The following is a 17,258-nucleotide window of genomic DNA, read 5'->3' on the forward strand; positions in this document are numbered from 1 at the left end:
AGAGTGTATGCGCCCATGCGTCTGTCCGTTCATCTCCTTCGTGCCGGTTCCCTCTCCTGCCTGCTGCTGGCGGGTGTTTCCGGCCCGGTTGCGGCATGGGCAGCGGAGGGAGCTGCCCTGCCAGCCACACCACAGGCTGTGGCTCCAGTGGCGGGCCGGATGCATGGTGCGCCGGACAGCTTTGCGGATCTGGCAGCCAGACTGCTGCCTGCCGTGGTGAACGTGTCCACTACCCAGACGGTCAAAAGCGGCTCGGATGAAGAGGATGAGGACGGTGAGGGCGGGGATGACCAGCTTCCCCAGATGCCCAACTTCCCGCAGGGCTCGCCCTTTGAGAAATTTTTTCATGATTTCATGAACCGGCAGAGCAGCCCGGATGCTCCGCCGCGCCGCATGCAGGCACTGGGTTCCGGGTTTATTATCGACCCCGCCGGCTATATCGTGACGAACAATCACGTGATCCGCCATGCGGACAAGATTACGGTGACCCTGCAGGACAATACGGTGCTGACAGCCCGCGCTGTGGGGCATGATGACCGGACAGACCTCGCCCTGCTGAAGGTGGACAGCAAGAAGCCCCTTCCCGCCGTCCATTTCGGCGATAGCGACAAGCGCCGGGTGGGGGACTGGGTTCTGGCCATTGGTAATCCCTTCGGCCTTTCCGGCACCGTTACCGCCGGGATCATCTCTTCACGCGGGCGCAATATCGATCAGGGCCCGTATGATGATTTCATCCAGACAGACGCCCCCATCAACAAGGGGAACTCCGGTGGCCCGCTGTTTGATATGGATGGGAACGTCATCGGGGTGAATACCGCCATTTATTCGCCCTCCGGCGGCTCTGTCGGGATTGGCTTCTCCATCCCGGCCAATGAGGCGCGCGGCATTGTTGAGCAGTTGCGGAAAACCGGAAAAGTGTCCCGTGGCTGGCTGGGTGTGCGCATCCAGAACGTGACGCAGGACATTGCGGATGGCCTTGGCCTCAGCCCGGCCCGCGGCGCGCTGGTGGCGGGTGTGGAAAAGGATGGCCCCGCCGCGAAGGCAAAACTCCAGACCGGCGATGTGATCCAGACGCTGGATGGCCAGCCTGTTGAAGGCAAGGCCCTGCCTCGCCTGTCCGCCCAGTTGCCGGTGGGCACGGTGGCGCATCTGGGCGTGTGGCGTCACGGCAAGACCGTGGATGTGCCGGTGACCATCGGCATGCTGCCCGAACCTGCGGCGGAGCCGGATGCCAAGCCTGCAGCCGCCCCGAAGGGAGCAGCGGAGGTCAGTCTTTCCACGCTCGGGTTCTCCGTGGGGCCGCTGGATGCGGCAGCCCGCCAGAAATACAACCTGCCTGCGGGGCAGAAAGGCGTGCTTGTCACCTCCGTGAAGGATGGCGGTCTGGCGTCTGACCGTGGCCTGCGGGAAGGGGATGTGGTGACAGAGGTGCAGCAGGCGGAAGTCACCAGCCCGGCGGACCTGAAAAAGCGGATTGAAGCCGCGCAGAAAGCCAACAAGAAATCCGTGCTCCTGCTGGTGCATGATGCGGATGGCCTGCGTTGGGTGCCGTTCCCTCTGAATGGTGAGGATGCTCCCTGACCCTATGGCGCGATTTCTGCCTGTGGCTGGAATACAGGGCAGAATTCTGAGGCCGCTCAGGGTCTTGTTTTCCGCCCCATGGCTGGGGAATCCGGTTGCGCGGCAGACCATCAGGCTGCTGGTGTCTGTCGGGCTGTGCGGGTGCGTCACATGGATCACGCACCTTCAGGAACCCGGCTGGGCGTTGATCACGTCTGTCATCGTAACGCAAAGCAGTATTACGGAAACGCTTTCCAGCGGGCGTTACCAGCTCGTGGGCACCTTGATCGGGGCTGCGGCCAGCATTCTGCCCATTACGCTCATGCTGTATCACTGGCCGCTCTGGCAGGCCTTTGTGGTGGCTTTTGTGCCGCTGGCCGTGCTGGCGTCCTGGCGGCCCGGCACGCGCATGAGCGTGGTCACGCTCATGATCGCCACGCTGTTTACCACGCCGAATGACCCCTATCTGCTCCCGATTGAGCGTGTGCTGTCCATCCTGATCGGTGTGGGGGTGTCCATGCTCGTCACTTACGTGGTGCTGCATGAACAGGCCCGGAGGGACGCGTTCAGGAATGCGGCCCTCACGGTGCGCCAGATTGTCGGGATGCTGACCCATGCGGGGCGGCAGGATATGGACTGGTCACAGATTCAGGATCTGAATGATGCGTGTGTGCTGTCCCTGCGCAAGGTTCAGACAGCGGTAGAGGAAGCCCGGCGCGAGCACTGGCGTCCGCTGGAGCAGCGGGACCCCATGCTGGCGCAACTGCCTAAAGTGCTGCGTCAACTCCAGATGGATACGCTGGTGGTGGCGCGTGCGGTTTTGCGAGGGGAGACGCGTCCTGTGCCAGATGCCGCGCAGGCCTCGGGTGTTGAACCGCTCAGCCCGGGCCTGATGCGTGGGTTTGACTGGATTATCAGCCGTTGCGAAGGTGAGGCCGTGGCCCGCACGGGAGAAGAATATCGCGTGGCGGCGGGGGTTATGGCCGGTTTGTCGGATGAAGCCGCGCAGGCTGACGAGATCATGCATTTTGTGGTGGGGATTTTGCAGACAGATCTGAAAGCCCTCATCCACCTTCTGGGGCAGGATGATACCGCGCAGGCCTGAGGGCTCCGCTATCGTTCAGAGCTTTTTATCACACGGAGGCTTCTGTCATGGATCAGGAAATCAATACCGTCATACGTGTGCATGCACCGGGCGGGCCGGATGTCATGCAGGTGGAAACCCTGCCAGTGCCGCAGCCGGGGCCGGGTGAAGTTCTGCTGCGGCAGGAGGCCATAGGGGTCAATTTCATTGATACCTATTTCCGTTCCGGCCTTTACAAATTTCCAGCACTTCCCGGGATTCCCGGCATGGAAGGAGCCGGGGTGATCGAGGCGGTTGGTCCGGGTGTGACCACCCTCACGCCCGGTATGCGCGTGGCCTATGCCGGTGTGCTTGGGGGCTATGCCCGTTACCGGATTCTGGCGGCGGACAAGGTTGTGGTTCTGCCCGAGCAGATTTCCTTCGAGACGGCGGCAGGCGTCATGCTGCGCGGGCTTTCGGCCCATATGCTGTTGCGGCAGGTTTATCCGGTGCGGAAAGGGGAAATCATTCTGGTCTATGCGGCGGCCGGAGGTGTCGGGCAGTTGCTGTGCCAGTGGGGGCGGTTTTTGGGGGCGCGGGTTATTGGTGTCACGTCCACCCCCGAAAAGGCCGCTCTGGCACGCGCCTGTGGCGCTGAGGAGGTGCTGGTCGGCACGGAAAACCTGCCGCAGCGTGTGCGGGACCTGACAGAAGGAGCCATGGTGCCGGTGGTGTATGACAGCATCGGGCGGGATACGTTCGAGGTCAGTCTCTCCTGTCTCGCCCCGCGCGGCCTGATGGTGAGCTACGGGAACGCATCCGGCCCGGTGACAGGTGTGGATGTGGGCACACTGGCAGCGCATGGCAGCCTGTATCTCACCCGGACCTCTCTCATAACCTATATCGCGAAAAGGCCTGAGCTTGAGGCTTCCGCGGCGGAGATGTTCAGTTTGCTCGGGCAGGGGGTTCTGCGGCCTTCCATCGGGCAACGCTTTGCCCTGAAGGACGCCGCGCAGGCTCACAGGGCACTGGAGTCGCGCGCCACAACGGGCAGCACCATTCTGCTGCCATAGGGCGGCGTGCTCCTGTCAGTCTGTCTAAAAATCTGGCGGATGCCGCGGCCTGCGGAGGACTCCCGGGGTCTCGCGGCAGTCTGGCACAAGACGTGGGGTGTCTGTCCCGCGTTTTAAAGGCGTGGCGGCGGGAGCACAGGCATGCGGGCGTTAGCGCATGACGCGCCTCCACGGATGCGTTAGAATTGCTCTGTTCGCCCCGCGTGATGGGTGGAAAAAAGAATGCAAGGATAGTCTGATATGCCTAAATGTCCGGTAAAATGCCCGAAATCCCCCTGCCTGCGTGGCCTGCTGATTGCTGGGCTGATTGCATCCGCGGTTTATTTCTTCCGCAAGAAGAAGTGCTGCAACTGAAGCTGGTTCTCTGACCAGGCGGACGTAGCCAAAAGCCCGACCGGTCTTCCGGACGGGCTTTTTTATTGGCGGGTCACGTTTCACATTTCAGGCACATGCGCGTTGAGGTAGAGCAATGCAGTGGAAGCTGCTTGTGTTATGATGGCGGCTCTGTATCAGACTATCGTGATAACCGCTGTCTGCTTCCCTGTGCTGTCAGACTGATTTCAAAAAAGGATAAGGGCGTTGCATCCTATCGTCTCCCGTCTTTCTGCTCTGGTTGCAGGGTCCATGGTCGCGTGTGCGTTCACTGTTGGTGGCGTGGTGGCTTCTGGCCTGCCTTCCGTAGCGCATGCCCAGGCTTCGGTTCTGCTCAAGAACCAGTCTGCCAAAGCCGTTGTTGAAACGGTGGACCATGAAGCCCGTGAGCTTCTGCTGCGTGAAGCCAATGGCCATCTGATTACTATTGAATATGGTGCTGCTGTGCGGGACCTGCCGCATGTGAACGCCGGTGACAAGCTGAGCATCCGCTTTGTGGAAACGCTGGGTGCGGACATTGCAGCACCGGGCAGCCCGCTGCCGGAATCTACGCTGACAACCGCCAGAGGGTATGTGCATGGCCACCCGCGCGGCGTGATTGCAGCGTTCCGCCGTGAACGCGCAACCGTGCAGACCATTGACCTTGCAACCCACACCCTCTCCTTCGTGACGACAGATGGGGAATCTCATATTGCCGTCATGCGCATCAAAGCCATGCAGGAGTTCATGGCAGGCCTGAAGGTTGGGGATGTGATTGACATCACCCGTATGGAATCCATTTCCTACGTGATCCTGAACGACACGGTTGCCCCGGCGGCTGACCAGACCAGCGCTGCCCCTGTGGCAACTCCGGCTACCCCCGCAGTTCCTGCTGTTCCAGCAGCGCCTGTGGCTCCTGCGGCTCAGTAAGTGCTCTGATTTTTCAGAAGTCATGAAAGAGGCGTCCCATTCCGGGGCGCCTTTTTTGTTTGTGGGGTGCTGGCCGCTATCATCTCACCAGATTTTATAAGACTATTGCGATCTGATACGTGTTGGATTTGCAGCGCATGAGCCACTTGTCTTCCAGCCTTCAGGATAAACGCAGGGATTGATTTTCTGCGCGGGGTGGCGATCCTTCTGGTTATTCTTGACCATATCTCGATCAGGCTTCCGCTTTCAGAAACGAGTCTGGCGAGCATTTTCCCTTCCGGCATTCTGCGGTTCCTCACGCATCAGGGGCACCACAGTGTTTTCATATTTTTTGTGATTTCAGGGTTTTTGATTACGTCAGGGATTATCAGGCGGTGGGGATCTCTGAGGAGCATTCATCTCCCATTTTTTTATACTCATCGGTTTGCGCGTATTGCCCCCTGTCTGCTCGTGTTGCTTTGCGTTCTTTCGGCGTTGGATGCGCTGAATGTTCAGGGGTTTGAACTTGATAAAACACATCACTCCCTGCGTGGCGCGCTCTGCGCAGCATTGGGAATGTATGTGAACTGGTATGAATGTTTGACGGGATATCTACCTGCGAACTGGGATGTTCTTTGGTCTCTGTCGATTGAGGAAATGTTTTATTTTGTATTTCCAGTTCTCTGTCTGAGGGTGCCCCGGTCTGACACACAGAAGGTCATGCTTTTTGGGTGTGTTGCTGTGTCTCTGCCACTCCTCATGTTCATGATGAGTGGTGCGCCCCCGATATGGCGGCATAAGGCGTATCTTCCCGGGGCCGCAGCCCTTTCTACCGGTGTGGCGGCGGCACTTCTTGCCCGGTATGATCGGATCACGCCGTTCTGGATTTCTGCTTTGGGGTGGTCAGGTGCTGTCGTGTTACCCCTGACCTGTGTCTTGTCATTTTTCATGGTATCGCATGTGGCGGATACCCTGCTGGTGGGCCTTACCCTGAGCGTTGCAGCTTTGCTGCTTGCCTTTTCAAAAGGGTGGGGGAGCGTGTTTCAGCACAGCATGTTTGCATGGATCAGATCATGCGGACTCATGAGCTATGAGATTTATTTAACGCACATGTTTGTGGTGATTTTTCTTGTGCAGGCCTATCAGGCTATCGGATTTTCCGCACAGGCATCATGGCTGTGTTTTCCTATCGCTCTGGGAGGTGCATGGCTGCTGGGTTACGGGACGGACCGGCTCCTGTCATACCCCGCAGAGCGCAGGATGCGGGAAATATTCCTGCGCTTCTTTCCCTCTCTGGAAATGAATTTTCGGGAATGAATGCCCCAGGGGGCCTGTGTTCAGACGTGCCTGCTTGCCGCCCCCGTGAGAGAGGGAGGTGGAGTTCGTGTTGGATGCGCACTTTCAGCATGGTGATTTTATGAAGTGCGCTACGGGTTATGCCAGAGTACTCACACGATAATGACTGCACGGGATGTGAGAAGTGCTTTACTTGGTAATGTCGCGTGTTATAACAATTTCTGAATAGTAAAAATAATAAAATTCCTCGGGGGTGCGAGACTATCAAATGTAAAATATGGAATGGGGAGACGTTAAGGTGTCAAAATCAAACAAAATCTTGGGAATTCTGTTTGTTGTCTCGGCTTTTATCCTGCCGCACTCTTCGTTTGCGCAGTCCACCGCATCCGCTCATGTGGACGTTTTAAGTAAAAGCACGGACTCCTGGAATGGGAAGCGTTATACCGGTTACCCCAAGGGGCAGCCTGAGTTGACCGTGTTGAAGATGACCATTCCTGCAAACACGGCGCTCCCATGGCATATACATCCGTTCCCTAATGCCGGGTATGTTCTGCAGGGCCAATTGACGATTGAAGACAAGGCCAGCGGGAAAAAGCAGACTTTTCAGAAAGGTCAGGCTTTTGCGGAATCTGTTGATGATGTTCATCGGGGTGTGAGCGGGCCGACCCCTACGGTCCTGATTATCACATATGCAGGCACACCAGGGGTTCCGACATTTGTCGCGCAACCGGGCGAGAAACCTGAATATTAAAACTCCTGCTTTGCAGGGTTGGAGTTTTCTTGAAATTCTGATTTTCCCGGCGTGGTGAAGCGGTCAGGATTTATGCCGTAAAATACAGAGAGTATGTCACAAAGGGTTCTGTTATCACACACCCGCCCGCTGTTCTGAATGGCGGCTGCGCGCCGTTGTGGAGCTGGGCGCGATGGCCGCTCATGGTGTTCCCGTTTTTGCCGGTAGAGCGTATGGCCTGGGATGAGGGAGGCCGAACAGGTTCAGCCTCCCAAAATTATCAGAACATAAGCGGATGTTTTACCGCGGCATGCGCCGGGTCAGTTGCCCGAGGTCACGCACGGCGCCGCGTGCGGCACTGGTGGTCAGGGCGGCGTAGGCTTTCAGGGCGGTGGAGACAACGCGGTTCCGGTTAGGCTGCCACGCGGCGTTCCCCTTGTCATCCATCCGCTCGCGCCGGGCGGCGAGTTCACTGTCCGGCACAGCAACGGAGAGGCGGCGAGCGGGGATATCGATCTCAATCCGGTCCCCTTCCTCCACTAGACCGATCACGCCACCTTCCCCCGCTTCGGGTGAGATATGGCCAATGGAGAGGCCCGAGCTGCCACCGGAGAAGCGGCCATCGGTAATCAGGGCGCATTTTTCCGCCAGCCCCTTGGATTTCAGATAGCTGGTCGGGTAGAGCATTTCCTGCATGCCGGGGCCGCCTTTGGGGCCTTCATACCGGATCACCACCACATCGCCGGCTTGAATTTTGTTGCCCAGAATGGCGGCCACGGCATCATCCTGGCTTTCAAAAATGCGCGCGGGGCCGGAGAAGGTTTCAAGGCCTGCTGCAACACCGGCGGTTTTTACAATCGCGCCATCTTCCGCCAGATTGCCATACAGCACGGCCAGACCGCCATCCTGATTATAGGCATGCGCGCCATCACGAATGGCACCGTTTTCCTGATCCGTATCCAGTTCCTTGTACAGGCTGGACTGGGAGAACGCCTGCGTGGTGCGCACCCCACCGGGAGCGGCGCGGAAGAAGTCGCGGGCTTTGCTTTCGCCTGCGCCGTTGGGTGAACGGATATCCCACCCCGCAAGGGCATCCTTCAGGGAGGGGGCGTGGACCATGGGGATTTCGTTATGCAGCAGGCCGAGGCGGTCCAGTTCCCCCATGATGGCGGGAATGCCGCCAGCCCGGTGGACGTCTTCCATATGCACGTCCGGGCGGGAGGGAGAAACCTTGCACAGATGCGGCACCTTGCGGGAAAGGCGGTCGATATCCTGCATGGTAAAGGGCACTTCCCCCTCATGTGCTGCGGCCAGCAGGTGCAGCACGGTGTTGGTGGAGCCCCCCATGGCAATGTCCACGGACATCGCGTTTTCAAACGCCTTCATGCTGGCAATATTGCGGGGCAGAACGCTGGTGTCTTCCTGCTCGTAATACCGGCGTGCCATGTCCACGCTGCGTCTGCCTGCTTCCACAAACAGCTCGCGCCGTGCGGCATGTGTGGCCACAAGCGTGCCGTTGCCGGGCAGGGAAAGGCCGAGGGCTTCGGTCAGGCAGTTCATGGAGTTGGCGGTGAACATGCCGGAGCAGGAACCGCATGTGGGGCAGGCCGAGCGTTCGATGGCCTGCGAATCCGCCTCACTCACACCGGGGTTTGCCGCCGCGACCATGGAGGTCACAAGGTCCGCCCGCTGCTCGATATCCGCCAGTGTCACGCGCCCGGCTTCCATCGGGCCGCCGGAGACAAAAATGGTCGGGATATTCAGCCGCATGGCGGCCATCAGCATGCCGGGCGTGATCTTGTCACAGTTGCTGATGCACACCAGAGCATCCGCACAATGCGCGTTGACCATATATTCCACGGCATCGGCAATCAGTTCGCGCGAGGGCAGGCTGTAGAGCATCCCGCCGTGGCCCATGGCAATGCCGTCATCCACCGCGATGGTATTGAACTCGCGCCCAACCCCGCCTGCTTCAGCAATGGCCTCGCACACAAGCTGGCCCATGTCTTTCAGGTGCACATGGCCGGGCACAAACTGGGTGAAGGAGTTGGCAACGGCAATAATCGGTTTGCCGAAGTCGGCGTCCGTCATGCCGGTGGCACGCCACAGGCTGCGGGCGCCAGCCATGTTGCGGCCATGGGTGGTGGTGCGGGAACGGTAACCGGCCATTGCAAAAGTCTCTCTGGTGATAAGAACAAAAACTGCCACAGGCAGGCGGCCTGATCTGACGCAGGTCGGGAATGCCAGCGTGCACTTTACGGCATAAGCGCGCTGCTGTCAGGGTGTCGGGTGGGAGTCTGGGACATATCCGGTGTAAAAGTGCTACAATTTCATGACATTTATTGCGTATGAGGGTCTTTGTTAACGCCTCTGGTTGCAGGCAGCCGGGGGGTTCAGTATTGCTCCCATTGCCCGACCTGAAAATCGGAACGGAGAGCAGATGGACGGATCCGCAGAGCAGTCAGCCGTGGCTGCAGCGCCTCAGATAACCCGGCGGTGGGATGGCGACTCCCTTTTCAGAACGCTGGTCGTCCTGACAGGGATCAGCGTCCTTGTCGTGCTTGGGGCTATTATCACCATTATGGTGACAGGCGGCTGGAAAGCCTTTTCCACTTTCGGGCCAAGCTTTTTTGTCACGGCGGTGTGGAATCCTGTCACCCAGCATTTTGGCGCGGTGGCACCGGTGTTCGGCACGCTGGCCAGCAGTTTTCTGGGGCTGCTTATTGCCGTGCCGCTGGCGTTCGGCACAGCCTTCTGGCTGACAGCACTGGCTCCGCCAGCCGTGTCTTCCGTGATCGGGATGGCCGTGCAGCTTCTGGCCGCCGTTCCCTCCATTATTTTCGGCATGTGGGGGTTTTTCGTGCTGGTGCCGGTCATGGCGCATTATGTGCAGCCTACGGCCCGCCACATGTTTGGCCATGTGCCCGTGCTGTCCGCTCTTGTCAGCGGGGCCCCGTTTGGCACGGGCCTGCTGACAGCGGGTCTGGTGCTGGGTGTCATGGTCGTGCCCTCCATTACGGCCGTGATGCGTGACGTGTTCGTGTCCATGCCCGCCGTGCTGCGCGAGAGCGCATACGGGCTGGGCGCCACCCGCTGGGAGGTGATGCGCCGCGTTGTGCTGCCCTGGTCCCGTCAGGGCGTTGTGGGTGGCATTGTGCTGGGCATGGGCCGCGCCATGGGCGAGACCATGGCGGTCACGTTCGTGATCGGGGACAGCAACCATATCGGCTGGTCTCTGTTTGCTCCGGCCAACACCATTGCCTCCTTGATTGCCCTTGAATTTCCGGAAAGCCCGGCGGGCAGCCTCAAGCTGTCTTCCCTGATGGCGCTGGGAGCCATTCTGATGGCGATTTCCTTTGTCACGCTCTGGTGCTCGCGTGTTCTGCTCTCCCGGGGTGAAGTGAAGGCAGGAAAACGCTCATGAAAGCGCACGTAGTGTCTCAGTCCGGCGCGCGGCTTCCTCGGTCGGACTTTCAGGCCATGCGGCGCAGGCTGACAGACAAGCTGGCAACCTGCATGAGCTGGCTTGCCATGCTGATTGTGGTGTCTGTGCTGGGCTCCATTCTCTGGACCCTGCTGAAAAACGGCCTTCCCGGTCTCACCCTTACGCTGTTCACCCATTCCATGGGGGCGCCGGGTGCGGGCGGGGGTCTTGCGAATGCGATTGTGGGGAGCCTGCTGCAAACAGGGCTTTCCATCCTGCTGGGGGCTCCGGCTGGTCTGCTGACAGGTATTTTTCTGGCGGAATATGGTGCCGAGAGCAAGCTGGCGCGGAGTGTCCGGTTTGTGTCGGACATGCTGCTCTCCGCCCCTTCGATTCTCATCGGCCTGTTCATTTATATGCTGCTGGTTGAACCGTTCGGGCATTTTTCCGGCTTTGCCGGTGCGGCGGCGCTGGCCGTGATGGCCATGCCGATTATTGTCCGCACCACGGAAGACATGCTCAGGCTCGTGCCTGTGTCCATGCGTGAAGCTGGCATTGCGCTCGGTGCCCCCAGATGGCGGGTGATCCTGTTTATCTGCGTGCGCGCCGCCCGCGGCGGGATCATGACTGGCGTTCTGCTGGCCATTGCCCGCGTAACGGGTGAGACAGCGCCTCTGCTGTTCACCTCTCTTGGCAATTCCGAATGGTCACTGGACATGCGGCGGCCGATGGCCAGCCTTCCGGTGGCGATTTATCAGTATGCAGGCTCCGCCTATCAGGACTGGATGCAACAGGCCTGGACCGGTGCCCTGGTGGTGACTTTGGGTGTGCTCATTATCAATATTGTGGTGCGGGTTGGCATCCGCGGAGGACGGACATGAAGGAAAACACCATGCAGGGTAAACCGTTGGCCGATGCCGAGACGGATGCCGCGGCTGCTGCACTGTCAGACCGCCCGATTGCCATTCAGGTGAATAATCTGGATTTCTATTACGGCAAGACACACGCGCTGCACGGCATTACCCTCGGCTTCCCCGAGCGGAGTGTGACCGGAATGATCGGGCCGTCCGGCTGCGGGAAATCCACCCTGCTGCGCGTGCTGAACCGGATGTATGACCTCTACCCCGGCCAGCGCGCCACGGGTGAGGTGCTGTTTGCCGGCCAGAACATTCTGGGCAACGGGCTGGATATGAACGCCCTGCGGTCCCGCGTTGGCATGGTGTTCCAGAAGCCGACTCCGTTCCCGATGTCTATTTATGACAACATCGCTTTTGGCATCCGGTTGCATGAGCGTGTGTCCCGCTCCGAAATGGACGGGCGGGTGGAAGATGCCCTGCGCCGCGTGGCCTTGTGGACGGAAGTGAAGGACCGCCTTCAGGCGTCCGCCACCGCCCTTTCCGGCGGGCAGCAGCAGCGGCTGTGCATTGCCCGCACCATTGCCGTGCGCCCGGAAGTGATCCTGCTGGATGAACCGACCAGCGCGCTCGATCCTGTTTCCACGGCGCGTATTGAAGAGCTGCTGGATGAACTCAAAACCGAGTTCACCATCGCCATCGTCACGCATAACATGCAGCAGGCGGCCCGCTGCGCGGATCAGGTTGCCTTTTTCTATCTGGGCGAACTGGTGGAAGTGGACAGCACGGCCCGGATGTTTACGGCCCCGCGTGAAAGCCGCACACAGGACTACATCACCGGCCGCTTCGGCTGAACAGGGAGGACACACTCATGGGGAACGAACCCGCGCATACCGTCACCCGATATGATCAGGAACTGGACCGTCTGCGTGGGCTGGTGGCCCGCATGGGTGGTCTGGTGGAGCGCCAGACAGCGCAGGCCATTGCCGCCGTGGTGGATCAGGATGAGGACGCCGCTCTGGAGCCGCCGGAGCTGGATGTTGAGGTCGATGCCCTGGAGCGTGAGGCGGAAAGCCTTGCCATTCGCATTCTGGCGCTGCGCGCCCCGATGGCGGTGGACCTGCGTGTGATCATCGCCGTGCTCAAGATCACCGGTGATTTTGAACGGATCGGGGATTATGCCGCCAGCATTGCCCGCCGCGCGCTCAAGGTGGAACCGCTGGATGGCGCCCTGTCTTTCGGGGCTCTGCGCAACATGGCGCGTCTGGTGCAGGAAAACCTGCACAGCGCCATTGAAGCCATGGTCAATAATGACAGCGAATGCGCCATGCAGGTCTGGAATTCCGATACCGCCATTGATGAGCTGTATACGGCCATGTTCCGGGAACTGGTGACGTACATGATGGAAGATCCGCGCAAGATCAGCCCCTGTATTCACCTTCTGTTTGTCGCGAAAAATCTGGAACGGATTGGCGATCACGCAACCAATATTGCTGAGCGTGTCTATTACGCAGTGACCGGTGAAATGCTTCCTGCCCTGCGTCCGCGCGGGGGTGCTGCGAAAAAGCCGGCTGAGGCAGGCTGAGCGGGGCAGGCAGGGCGCATTTTCTGACGTGCAGAAATGGGAAGGCCGGACGTGCGGAAAACCGGGCTGAAGGTGATTGTGCCCCTGCTGGCACTGGCTGGGTGTGCCGAGCAGGGCGGCGGGTGCCATATTGCAACGCTGGGAGCGCTCCCTGTTCTGAATAAAAGTGGCTCACCCATCGTGGGTGTGACGCTTAACGGCCAGAATGCCGCGATGATTGTGGATAGCGGGGCCGATATTTCCATGGTTTCGGAGGCGGCCAGCAAGCAGTTCGGCTTGATTGCCACCGGGGCTGTCGTGCCGCTCACCGGTGTGACGGGTGGACTCATGGCGCCTGTTATGCGGGCCGACAAGCTGAGCCTTGGCTCGGCCTCCACCGAAGAGATTTTTCTGACAGAAACCACGCGCTCCTTTGGGGGCAGCATTGAGGGACGGCCCATTATCGGGTTGTTCGGGGCCGATTTTCTTCAGGCTTATGATGTGGTGTTCGATCTTCCGGCGCACACCATTTCGCTGTTTCAGGTCCACGGTTGCTCCTCTCCCACGCCCACGTGGGAGGGTAAAACCTCAAAGTTCGAAGTCTCGCGTGTGGGGCCGGGCGGGCGTATCAGCACCACCCTCCGCCTGAATGACCAGAAGATTGATGCCATTGTGGATAGTGGTGCGTGGCATACAACGGTTCTGCCGCGTCAGGCCCGCAAGGCCGGTGTTTCAAAGGACATGCTGGCGCAGGATATCCATATCGATTCGTCCGGTGTGAACGGAAGCCATAGAAAGGGGTCTCTGCACCGCTTTGCCAGCATACAGGTAGGGGACGAGCGCTTCCTGAAGCCGGTTCTTGCGGTCTCCCCCATGGAGACCGATGGCTATGCGCTGCTCGGAGCGGATTTCCTGCGGCGCAACCGGGTCTGGATTTCCTACCGGAATGAGGAAGCCTACGTCCAGCGGCTTGCACCCCCGGAGCAGGATCAGACGTTTCAGGTGCGGATACGGTACAGGAAGGTCCCGGCTGGCGGGAGTGGGAGCGGAACGCCTGCTCAGGTCCCGAGTCCGGGTGCTCCGTTCACGGGGCAGCCTCAATCGGCATGGGCTCCGGCCTCAGCCGCCCCGGCACCCGGTGTGCCAGCGTCCAGCCTGCCGGTGTCCAACGCGCCTGCGGGTGGGCTGCCAGTCTCCGGCGGCTCTGCGTCCGGAGTCTCCGTGCCCGGCGCCTCTCCCGCTGCATCAGAAGCAGGACCAGCCGGGCAGGTCTCCACGCCTTAAGGGGCGTGGACGGTCAGGCCAATCTGCTGGGCCATCTGCGGTGCAGAGGCCAGCATGCTCAGTGAGGCCGCAATGGCCATCATGGGCAGGGGCTGCGGCGGGTGCAGGGTGATTTTGAGAGCACCACTATCCGGATGAGCCAGATAGGAGGCAAGCTGCGGCAGCGCGTCTGCCGGCTTGCTGCCTTGAGGGGCAAACTGTGTCTGGAGAGACGTAACCAGTTCCTGCGGGCTGACGCCGCGCGCCTTGGCGGAGGCCTGAAGCACCTTGGGCAGCAGTCCCTGATCGGTATAGGAGAGGTTCAGCGTCATGACCTGCATGTCAGCCGCCCCGGCGGAGAGCAGGGCGGTGGTGCTGGTCTGGCTGAAATCTCCATCCAGCGTGAGGCGGCCCATGCCGGGGGCTTCCAGGCTGAATGTTTCCACATGCAGCTTCTGCGCCTTGTAATCATGCGTGTCATTCAGCACGAGTGCGCCGCGGAAGTGGTCATACCCCAGAGCGGGCAGGATGGAGAGATTCGGCACTTCCGGCCAGAGTTCCAGACCCTGAAGGCTGGAGACTTCCTGCTCGGAGGTATCGGAGCGGGTGGCGTGGGATGAAAGCCGTGCAACCCGCAGAAGCGGGCCGGTGCCATCCACCCCGAGGGCGTCCACCTGAATATCCCGCGTGCCATTGCGCGGCGTGTAGGGCGTGTTGGTGGTCAGGCTGCTGTAAAGGCCAGCCAGATCAATTCCGTCCAGCACAAGGGCGTGGGCGGTAATATGGCGCTGGGGGGCGACATCCGTTGAAAGCCGGACATCATGGGCTTCCAGACGGGAGGCTTCATCGCTGCCGTAATCCTCCACTTTCAGGCGGGTGGCGGAAAGGTCGGACTGCAGGCTGCTGATAAAGCCGTGCAGTGTGCTGGCTTCCGCATGCCGGATTTCCAGCCCCTGCGCGGGGGTGCCATGTTTGTCATCCGCGCTGGCGGGCAGCGTGACGCCTTCCATGGTCAGATCATCCAGATGGAGGCTTCCCGCCGGGTCAGCCAACTGGAAATTGCGGAAGGAAAGATGGCCGATCAGTCTGGCATCATCCCCGCTTGTGCTGGGCTTGGAAATTTCCGCGTCATCCGCCGTAATGGTTTCCGGCCCCTGCCGGAAGACCAGCCCGGTGAACTTCACGCTCCGGCCCAGCAGGCCGGGCCATGCCTTCTTATAGGTGAAGGAGGCATCCGGCCCCAGCGTCTGACGGAAATTGTCGATGCTTTTGTCCAGCATGACGTGTTCGGCATGACGCGCCGCCAGCCATCCAACACAGGCAAGGGTTGCGATACCGGCAACCGTAACAGGAACATGTTTCTTCACCAGGCAGGAATCCAGCTTGTTTTTACAAAGGAAGTCTTCAAAGCGACCCTCCATGTAATGCACGGGCAGGGGGCACTGCAACCCCACCAACGGTAATATGTTACCTAGCAAAAAACTGTTGATTTTACGGGAAGGAACACCAATTCCTCTTGACGAAGGGTCTTCGCACACGCATAAGGCGCCATCTTCAAAGCTTATAGTCTTAACGGAATCACACTCTCATGAAGACCACCCTCTCGCTGAAACCCGCGGAGGTGACGAAGAACTGGATCCTGATCGATGCCGAAGGCCTCGCTCTGGGTCGTCTGGCCGTCATCATCGCGAACCGCCTGCGCGGCAAGCACAAAGCCCAGTTCACGCCGCATGTTGATTGCGGTGACCATGTTGTCGTCATCAACGCTGAAAAAGTAGCGCTGACCGGCAACAAGGCTGGCCAGAAGCTGTTCCACTACCACACGGGTTACCCCGGCGGTATCAAGACCCGCACCATTGCACAGCGCCTGGGTGGCAAGAACCCGGACCATGTTGTGGTGAAGGCAGTTGAACGCATGATCACCCGTGGTCCGCTTCAGCGCCAGCAGATGCGCAACCTGCACGTCTATGCCGGTGCCGAGCACCCGCATGACGGCCAGCAGCCCCAGAAACTGGACGTTGCGGCTCTGAACCGTAAAAACGTCGTTAACGTGCAGAAAGGCTGAGCATCATGTCTGAAACTCAGGAACGTACAGGCACGCTGGCTGATCTGAAAGACGTGGTTCCCACGGCTCCGGAAGCCCCGGTCTATGAAGTAAAACGCGATGCGCAGGGCCGCTCCTACGCAACCGGCCGCCGTAAGGATGCCGTGGCCCGCGTGTGGATCAAGCCCGGCAAAGGCGATATCACGGTTAACGGTCGTCCCGTTGGCACGTATTTCGCACGCCCCGTGCTGCGCATGCTGCTGACCCAGCCCTTCCTGGTGGCTGACCGCTACAACCAGTTCGACGTTGTCTGCACCGTCGTGGGTGGTGGTCTGTCCGGTCAGGCTGGCGCTGTTCGTCACGGCATCAGCCGTGCGCTGACGCACTATGAACCCGGCCTGCGCAGCATTCTGAAAGCTGCGGGCTTCCTGACGCGTGACTCTCGTCAGGTTGAACGTAAGAAATACGGTCGCGCCAAAGCTCGTCGTTCCTTCCAGTTCAGCAAGCGCTGATCCGGCAAGGGCGAACGCTTACAAGCTGCGCCAGAAGAAGGCGGGAGAGGGAAACCTCTCCCGCCTTCTTTTTTGGACAAAATTCCGAATTTAAACAGAATTCTAAATATTGATAATAATCCTATGAGAAAACACAAAATAAAAGACTATACTTATTTTATAACACACTCATAAAAACTCCATACTGACGTATATATTGTTTGTTTTTAAAAAATCACAAATTTCTACAGTATAAAAAATTAGAATTATTGCGATCGTGAAAATCATTACCACATATTAAATATGTGACGTGATGGTAAAGAATTATAAAAAGTTCAGATTTAATTTTATGAACTGAAAAAAATATGGCTGTTCAGATTGTATCAAGCGGCGTGGTTTCCTCTTCCGTTATGCTGGAGTCGGGGGACGGATTGCTGATCCTCTCTGGAGGCATCGCCAGCAGCACAACCCTGTTTTCTGGAAGTGTTGAAGTCATTTCTTCCGGTGGAATTGCTGCCGGAAACGAGGTGGAGGGTTCGAAAAACCCCCTGGTTTTGAGAGCTGCTCTGTGATTCCATTTCCCTTGAGTTGATTGGGGGCATGGATCATGAAGCAGACTGGTTTCTTTGATGTTGA

The 17,258-nt window shown here is 59.2% G+C and carries 16 protein-coding genes; 14 read left to right on the forward strand and 2 right to left on the reverse strand.

Annotated elements, in window-relative coordinates:
- Positions 1–15 precede the first annotated feature (15 nt).
- The 6 genes from GOB82_RS08295 to GOB82_RS08320 all read left to right on the forward strand — a co-directional run bounded on the left by GOB82_RS08295 (position 16) and on the right by GOB82_RS08320 (position 7,003).
- Positions 16–1,581, forward strand: a complete 1,566-nt coding sequence (locus GOB82_RS08295; protein ID WP_166122015.1) for a DegQ family serine endoprotease — start codon at positions 16–18, stop codon at positions 1,579–1,581.
- Between the two features lie 64 nt (positions 1,582–1,645).
- Entirely contained in the window at positions 1,646–2,665 is a 1,020-nt protein-coding gene (locus GOB82_RS08300; RefSeq protein ID WP_242007278.1) for an FUSC family protein, read from the forward strand.
- Between the two features lie 47 nt (positions 2,666–2,712).
- Positions 2,713–3,696, forward strand: coding sequence for a quinone oxidoreductase family protein (locus GOB82_RS08305; protein WP_194300419.1), 984 nt, complete (start codon positions 2,713–2,715; stop codon positions 3,694–3,696).
- A 624-nt stretch (positions 3,697–4,320) separates the two neighbouring features.
- Positions 4,321–4,977, forward strand: coding sequence for a hypothetical protein (locus GOB82_RS08310; protein WP_242007283.1), 657 nt, complete (start codon positions 4,321–4,323; stop codon positions 4,975–4,977).
- A gap of 177 nt (positions 4,978–5,154) precedes the next feature.
- On the forward strand, positions 5,155–6,273 hold the full coding sequence (locus GOB82_RS08315; protein WP_265794500.1) for an acyltransferase family protein: 1,119 nt from the start codon (positions 5,155–5,157) through the stop codon (positions 6,271–6,273).
- Positions 6,274–6,568: 295 nt separating this feature from the next.
- The gene (locus GOB82_RS08320; protein WP_265794501.1) at positions 6,569–7,003 is read left to right on the forward strand and encodes a cupin domain-containing protein; all 435 of its coding nucleotides are present in this window, start codon (positions 6,569–6,571) and stop codon (positions 7,001–7,003) included.
- A gap of 279 nt (positions 7,004–7,282) precedes the next feature.
- Here GOB82_RS08320 and ilvD read toward each other — a convergent pair whose 3' ends face one another.
- Positions 7,283–9,151: a dihydroxy-acid dehydratase gene (gene ilvD / locus GOB82_RS08325; RefSeq protein ID WP_166122025.1), complete on the reverse strand. Its 1,869-nt coding sequence runs from the start codon at positions 9,149–9,151 to the stop codon at positions 7,283–7,285.
- Between the two features lie 271 nt (positions 9,152–9,422).
- Here ilvD and pstC point away from each other — a divergent pair, with 271 nt between their 5' ends.
- Genes pstC through GOB82_RS08350 form a run of 5 tightly spaced genes read left to right on the forward strand, consistent with a single transcriptional unit; the run spans position 9,423 to position 14,108 of the window.
- Complete coding sequence (gene pstC / locus GOB82_RS08330) at positions 9,423–10,406, forward strand: phosphate ABC transporter permease subunit PstC (RefSeq protein WP_166122027.1); 984 nt, start codon at positions 9,423–9,425, stop codon at positions 10,404–10,406.
- 56 nt (positions 10,407–10,462) lie between these two features.
- Positions 10,463–11,287 (forward strand): phosphate ABC transporter permease PstA, encoded by an 825-nt coding sequence (pstA, locus tag GOB82_RS08335; RefSeq protein ID WP_377792253.1) that lies wholly within the window; start codon positions 10,463–10,465, stop codon positions 11,285–11,287.
- Between the two features lie 11 nt (positions 11,288–11,298).
- Positions 11,299–12,114 carry a phosphate ABC transporter ATP-binding protein PstB gene (gene pstB / locus GOB82_RS08340; protein WP_166122058.1) on the forward strand — a complete coding sequence of 272 codons (816 nt, stop codon included), beginning with the start codon at positions 11,299–11,301 and terminating at the stop codon, positions 12,112–12,114.
- A 17-nt stretch (positions 12,115–12,131) separates the two neighbouring features.
- Complete coding sequence (gene phoU, locus GOB82_RS08345) at positions 12,132–12,845, forward strand: phosphate signaling complex protein PhoU (RefSeq protein ID WP_166122031.1); 714 nt, start codon at positions 12,132–12,134, stop codon at positions 12,843–12,845.
- Between the two features lie 36 nt (positions 12,846–12,881).
- Entirely contained in the window at positions 12,882–14,108 is a 1,227-nt protein-coding gene (locus tag GOB82_RS08350) for a retroviral-like aspartic protease family protein (protein WP_166122033.1), read from the forward strand.
- Here GOB82_RS08350 and GOB82_RS08355 read toward each other — a convergent pair.
- Complete coding sequence (locus GOB82_RS08355; RefSeq protein ID WP_166122035.1) at positions 14,105–15,454, reverse strand: hypothetical protein; 1,350 nt, start codon at positions 15,452–15,454, stop codon at positions 14,105–14,107. The two genes, GOB82_RS08350 and GOB82_RS08355, sit on opposite strands and share 4 nt — an antisense overlap.
- A gap of 221 nt (positions 15,455–15,675) precedes the next feature.
- On the opposite strand from GOB82_RS08355, the gene rplM reads away from it, so the two are divergent.
- The 3 genes from rplM (at position 15,676) to GOB82_RS13670 (ending at position 17,194) form a co-directional block, all read left to right on the forward strand.
- Entirely contained in the window at positions 15,676–16,152 is a 477-nt protein-coding gene (rplM, locus tag GOB82_RS08360; RefSeq protein WP_166122037.1) for a 50S ribosomal protein L13, read from the forward strand.
- Between the two features lie 5 nt (positions 16,153–16,157).
- Positions 16,158–16,643: a 30S ribosomal protein S9 gene (gene rpsI / locus GOB82_RS08365; RefSeq protein ID WP_025827670.1), complete on the forward strand. Its 486-nt coding sequence runs from the start codon at positions 16,158–16,160 to the stop codon at positions 16,641–16,643.
- 389 nt (positions 16,644–17,032) lie between these two features.
- Positions 17,033–17,194, forward strand: a complete 162-nt coding sequence (locus GOB82_RS13670; RefSeq protein ID WP_377792254.1) for a hypothetical protein — start codon at positions 17,033–17,035, stop codon at positions 17,192–17,194.
- Positions 17,195–17,258 lie beyond the last annotated feature (64 nt).

This window comes from Acetobacter farinalis (assembly GCF_011516935.1).
Classification (GTDB): Bacteria; Pseudomonadota; Alphaproteobacteria; order Acetobacterales; family Acetobacteraceae; genus Acetobacter; species Acetobacter farinalis.

Excerpts from the sequence above, each read along its gene's own strand:
- GOB82_RS08305 (WP_194300419.1), top strand. The coding sequence starts at position 2,713 with ATGGATCAGGAAATCAATACCGTCATACGTGTGCATGCACCGGGCGGG.
- phoU (WP_166122031.1), top strand. The coding sequence starts at position 12,132 with ATGGGGAACGAACCCGCGCATACCGTCACCCGATATGATCAGGAACTG.
- rpsI (WP_025827670.1), top strand. The coding sequence starts at position 16,158 with ATGTCTGAAACTCAGGAACGTACAGGCACGCTGGCTGATCTGAAAGAC.
- pstC (WP_166122027.1), top strand. The coding sequence starts at position 9,423 with ATGGACGGATCCGCAGAGCAGTCAGCCGTGGCTGCAGCGCCTCAGATA.
- pstA (WP_377792253.1), top strand. The coding sequence starts at position 10,463 with ATGCGGCGCAGGCTGACAGACAAGCTGGCAACCTGCATGAGCTGGCTT.
- pstB (WP_166122058.1), top strand. The coding sequence starts at position 11,299 with ATGCAGGGTAAACCGTTGGCCGATGCCGAGACGGATGCCGCGGCTGCT.
- GOB82_RS08295 (WP_166122015.1), top strand. The coding sequence starts at position 16 with ATGCGTCTGTCCGTTCATCTCCTTCGTGCCGGTTCCCTCTCCTGCCTG.
- GOB82_RS08350 (WP_166122033.1), top strand. The coding sequence starts at position 12,882 with ATGGGAAGGCCGGACGTGCGGAAAACCGGGCTGAAGGTGATTGTGCCC.
- rplM (WP_166122037.1), top strand. The coding sequence starts at position 15,676 with ATGAAGACCACCCTCTCGCTGAAACCCGCGGAGGTGACGAAGAACTGG.
- ilvD (WP_166122025.1), bottom strand. The coding sequence starts at position 9,151 with ATGGCCGGTTACCGTTCCCGCACCACCACCCATGGCCGCAACATGGCT.
- GOB82_RS08310 (WP_242007283.1), top strand. The coding sequence starts at position 4,321 with ATGGTCGCGTGTGCGTTCACTGTTGGTGGCGTGGTGGCTTCTGGCCTG.
- GOB82_RS13670 (WP_377792254.1), top strand. The coding sequence starts at position 17,033 with ATGCTGGAGTCGGGGGACGGATTGCTGATCCTCTCTGGAGGCATCGCC.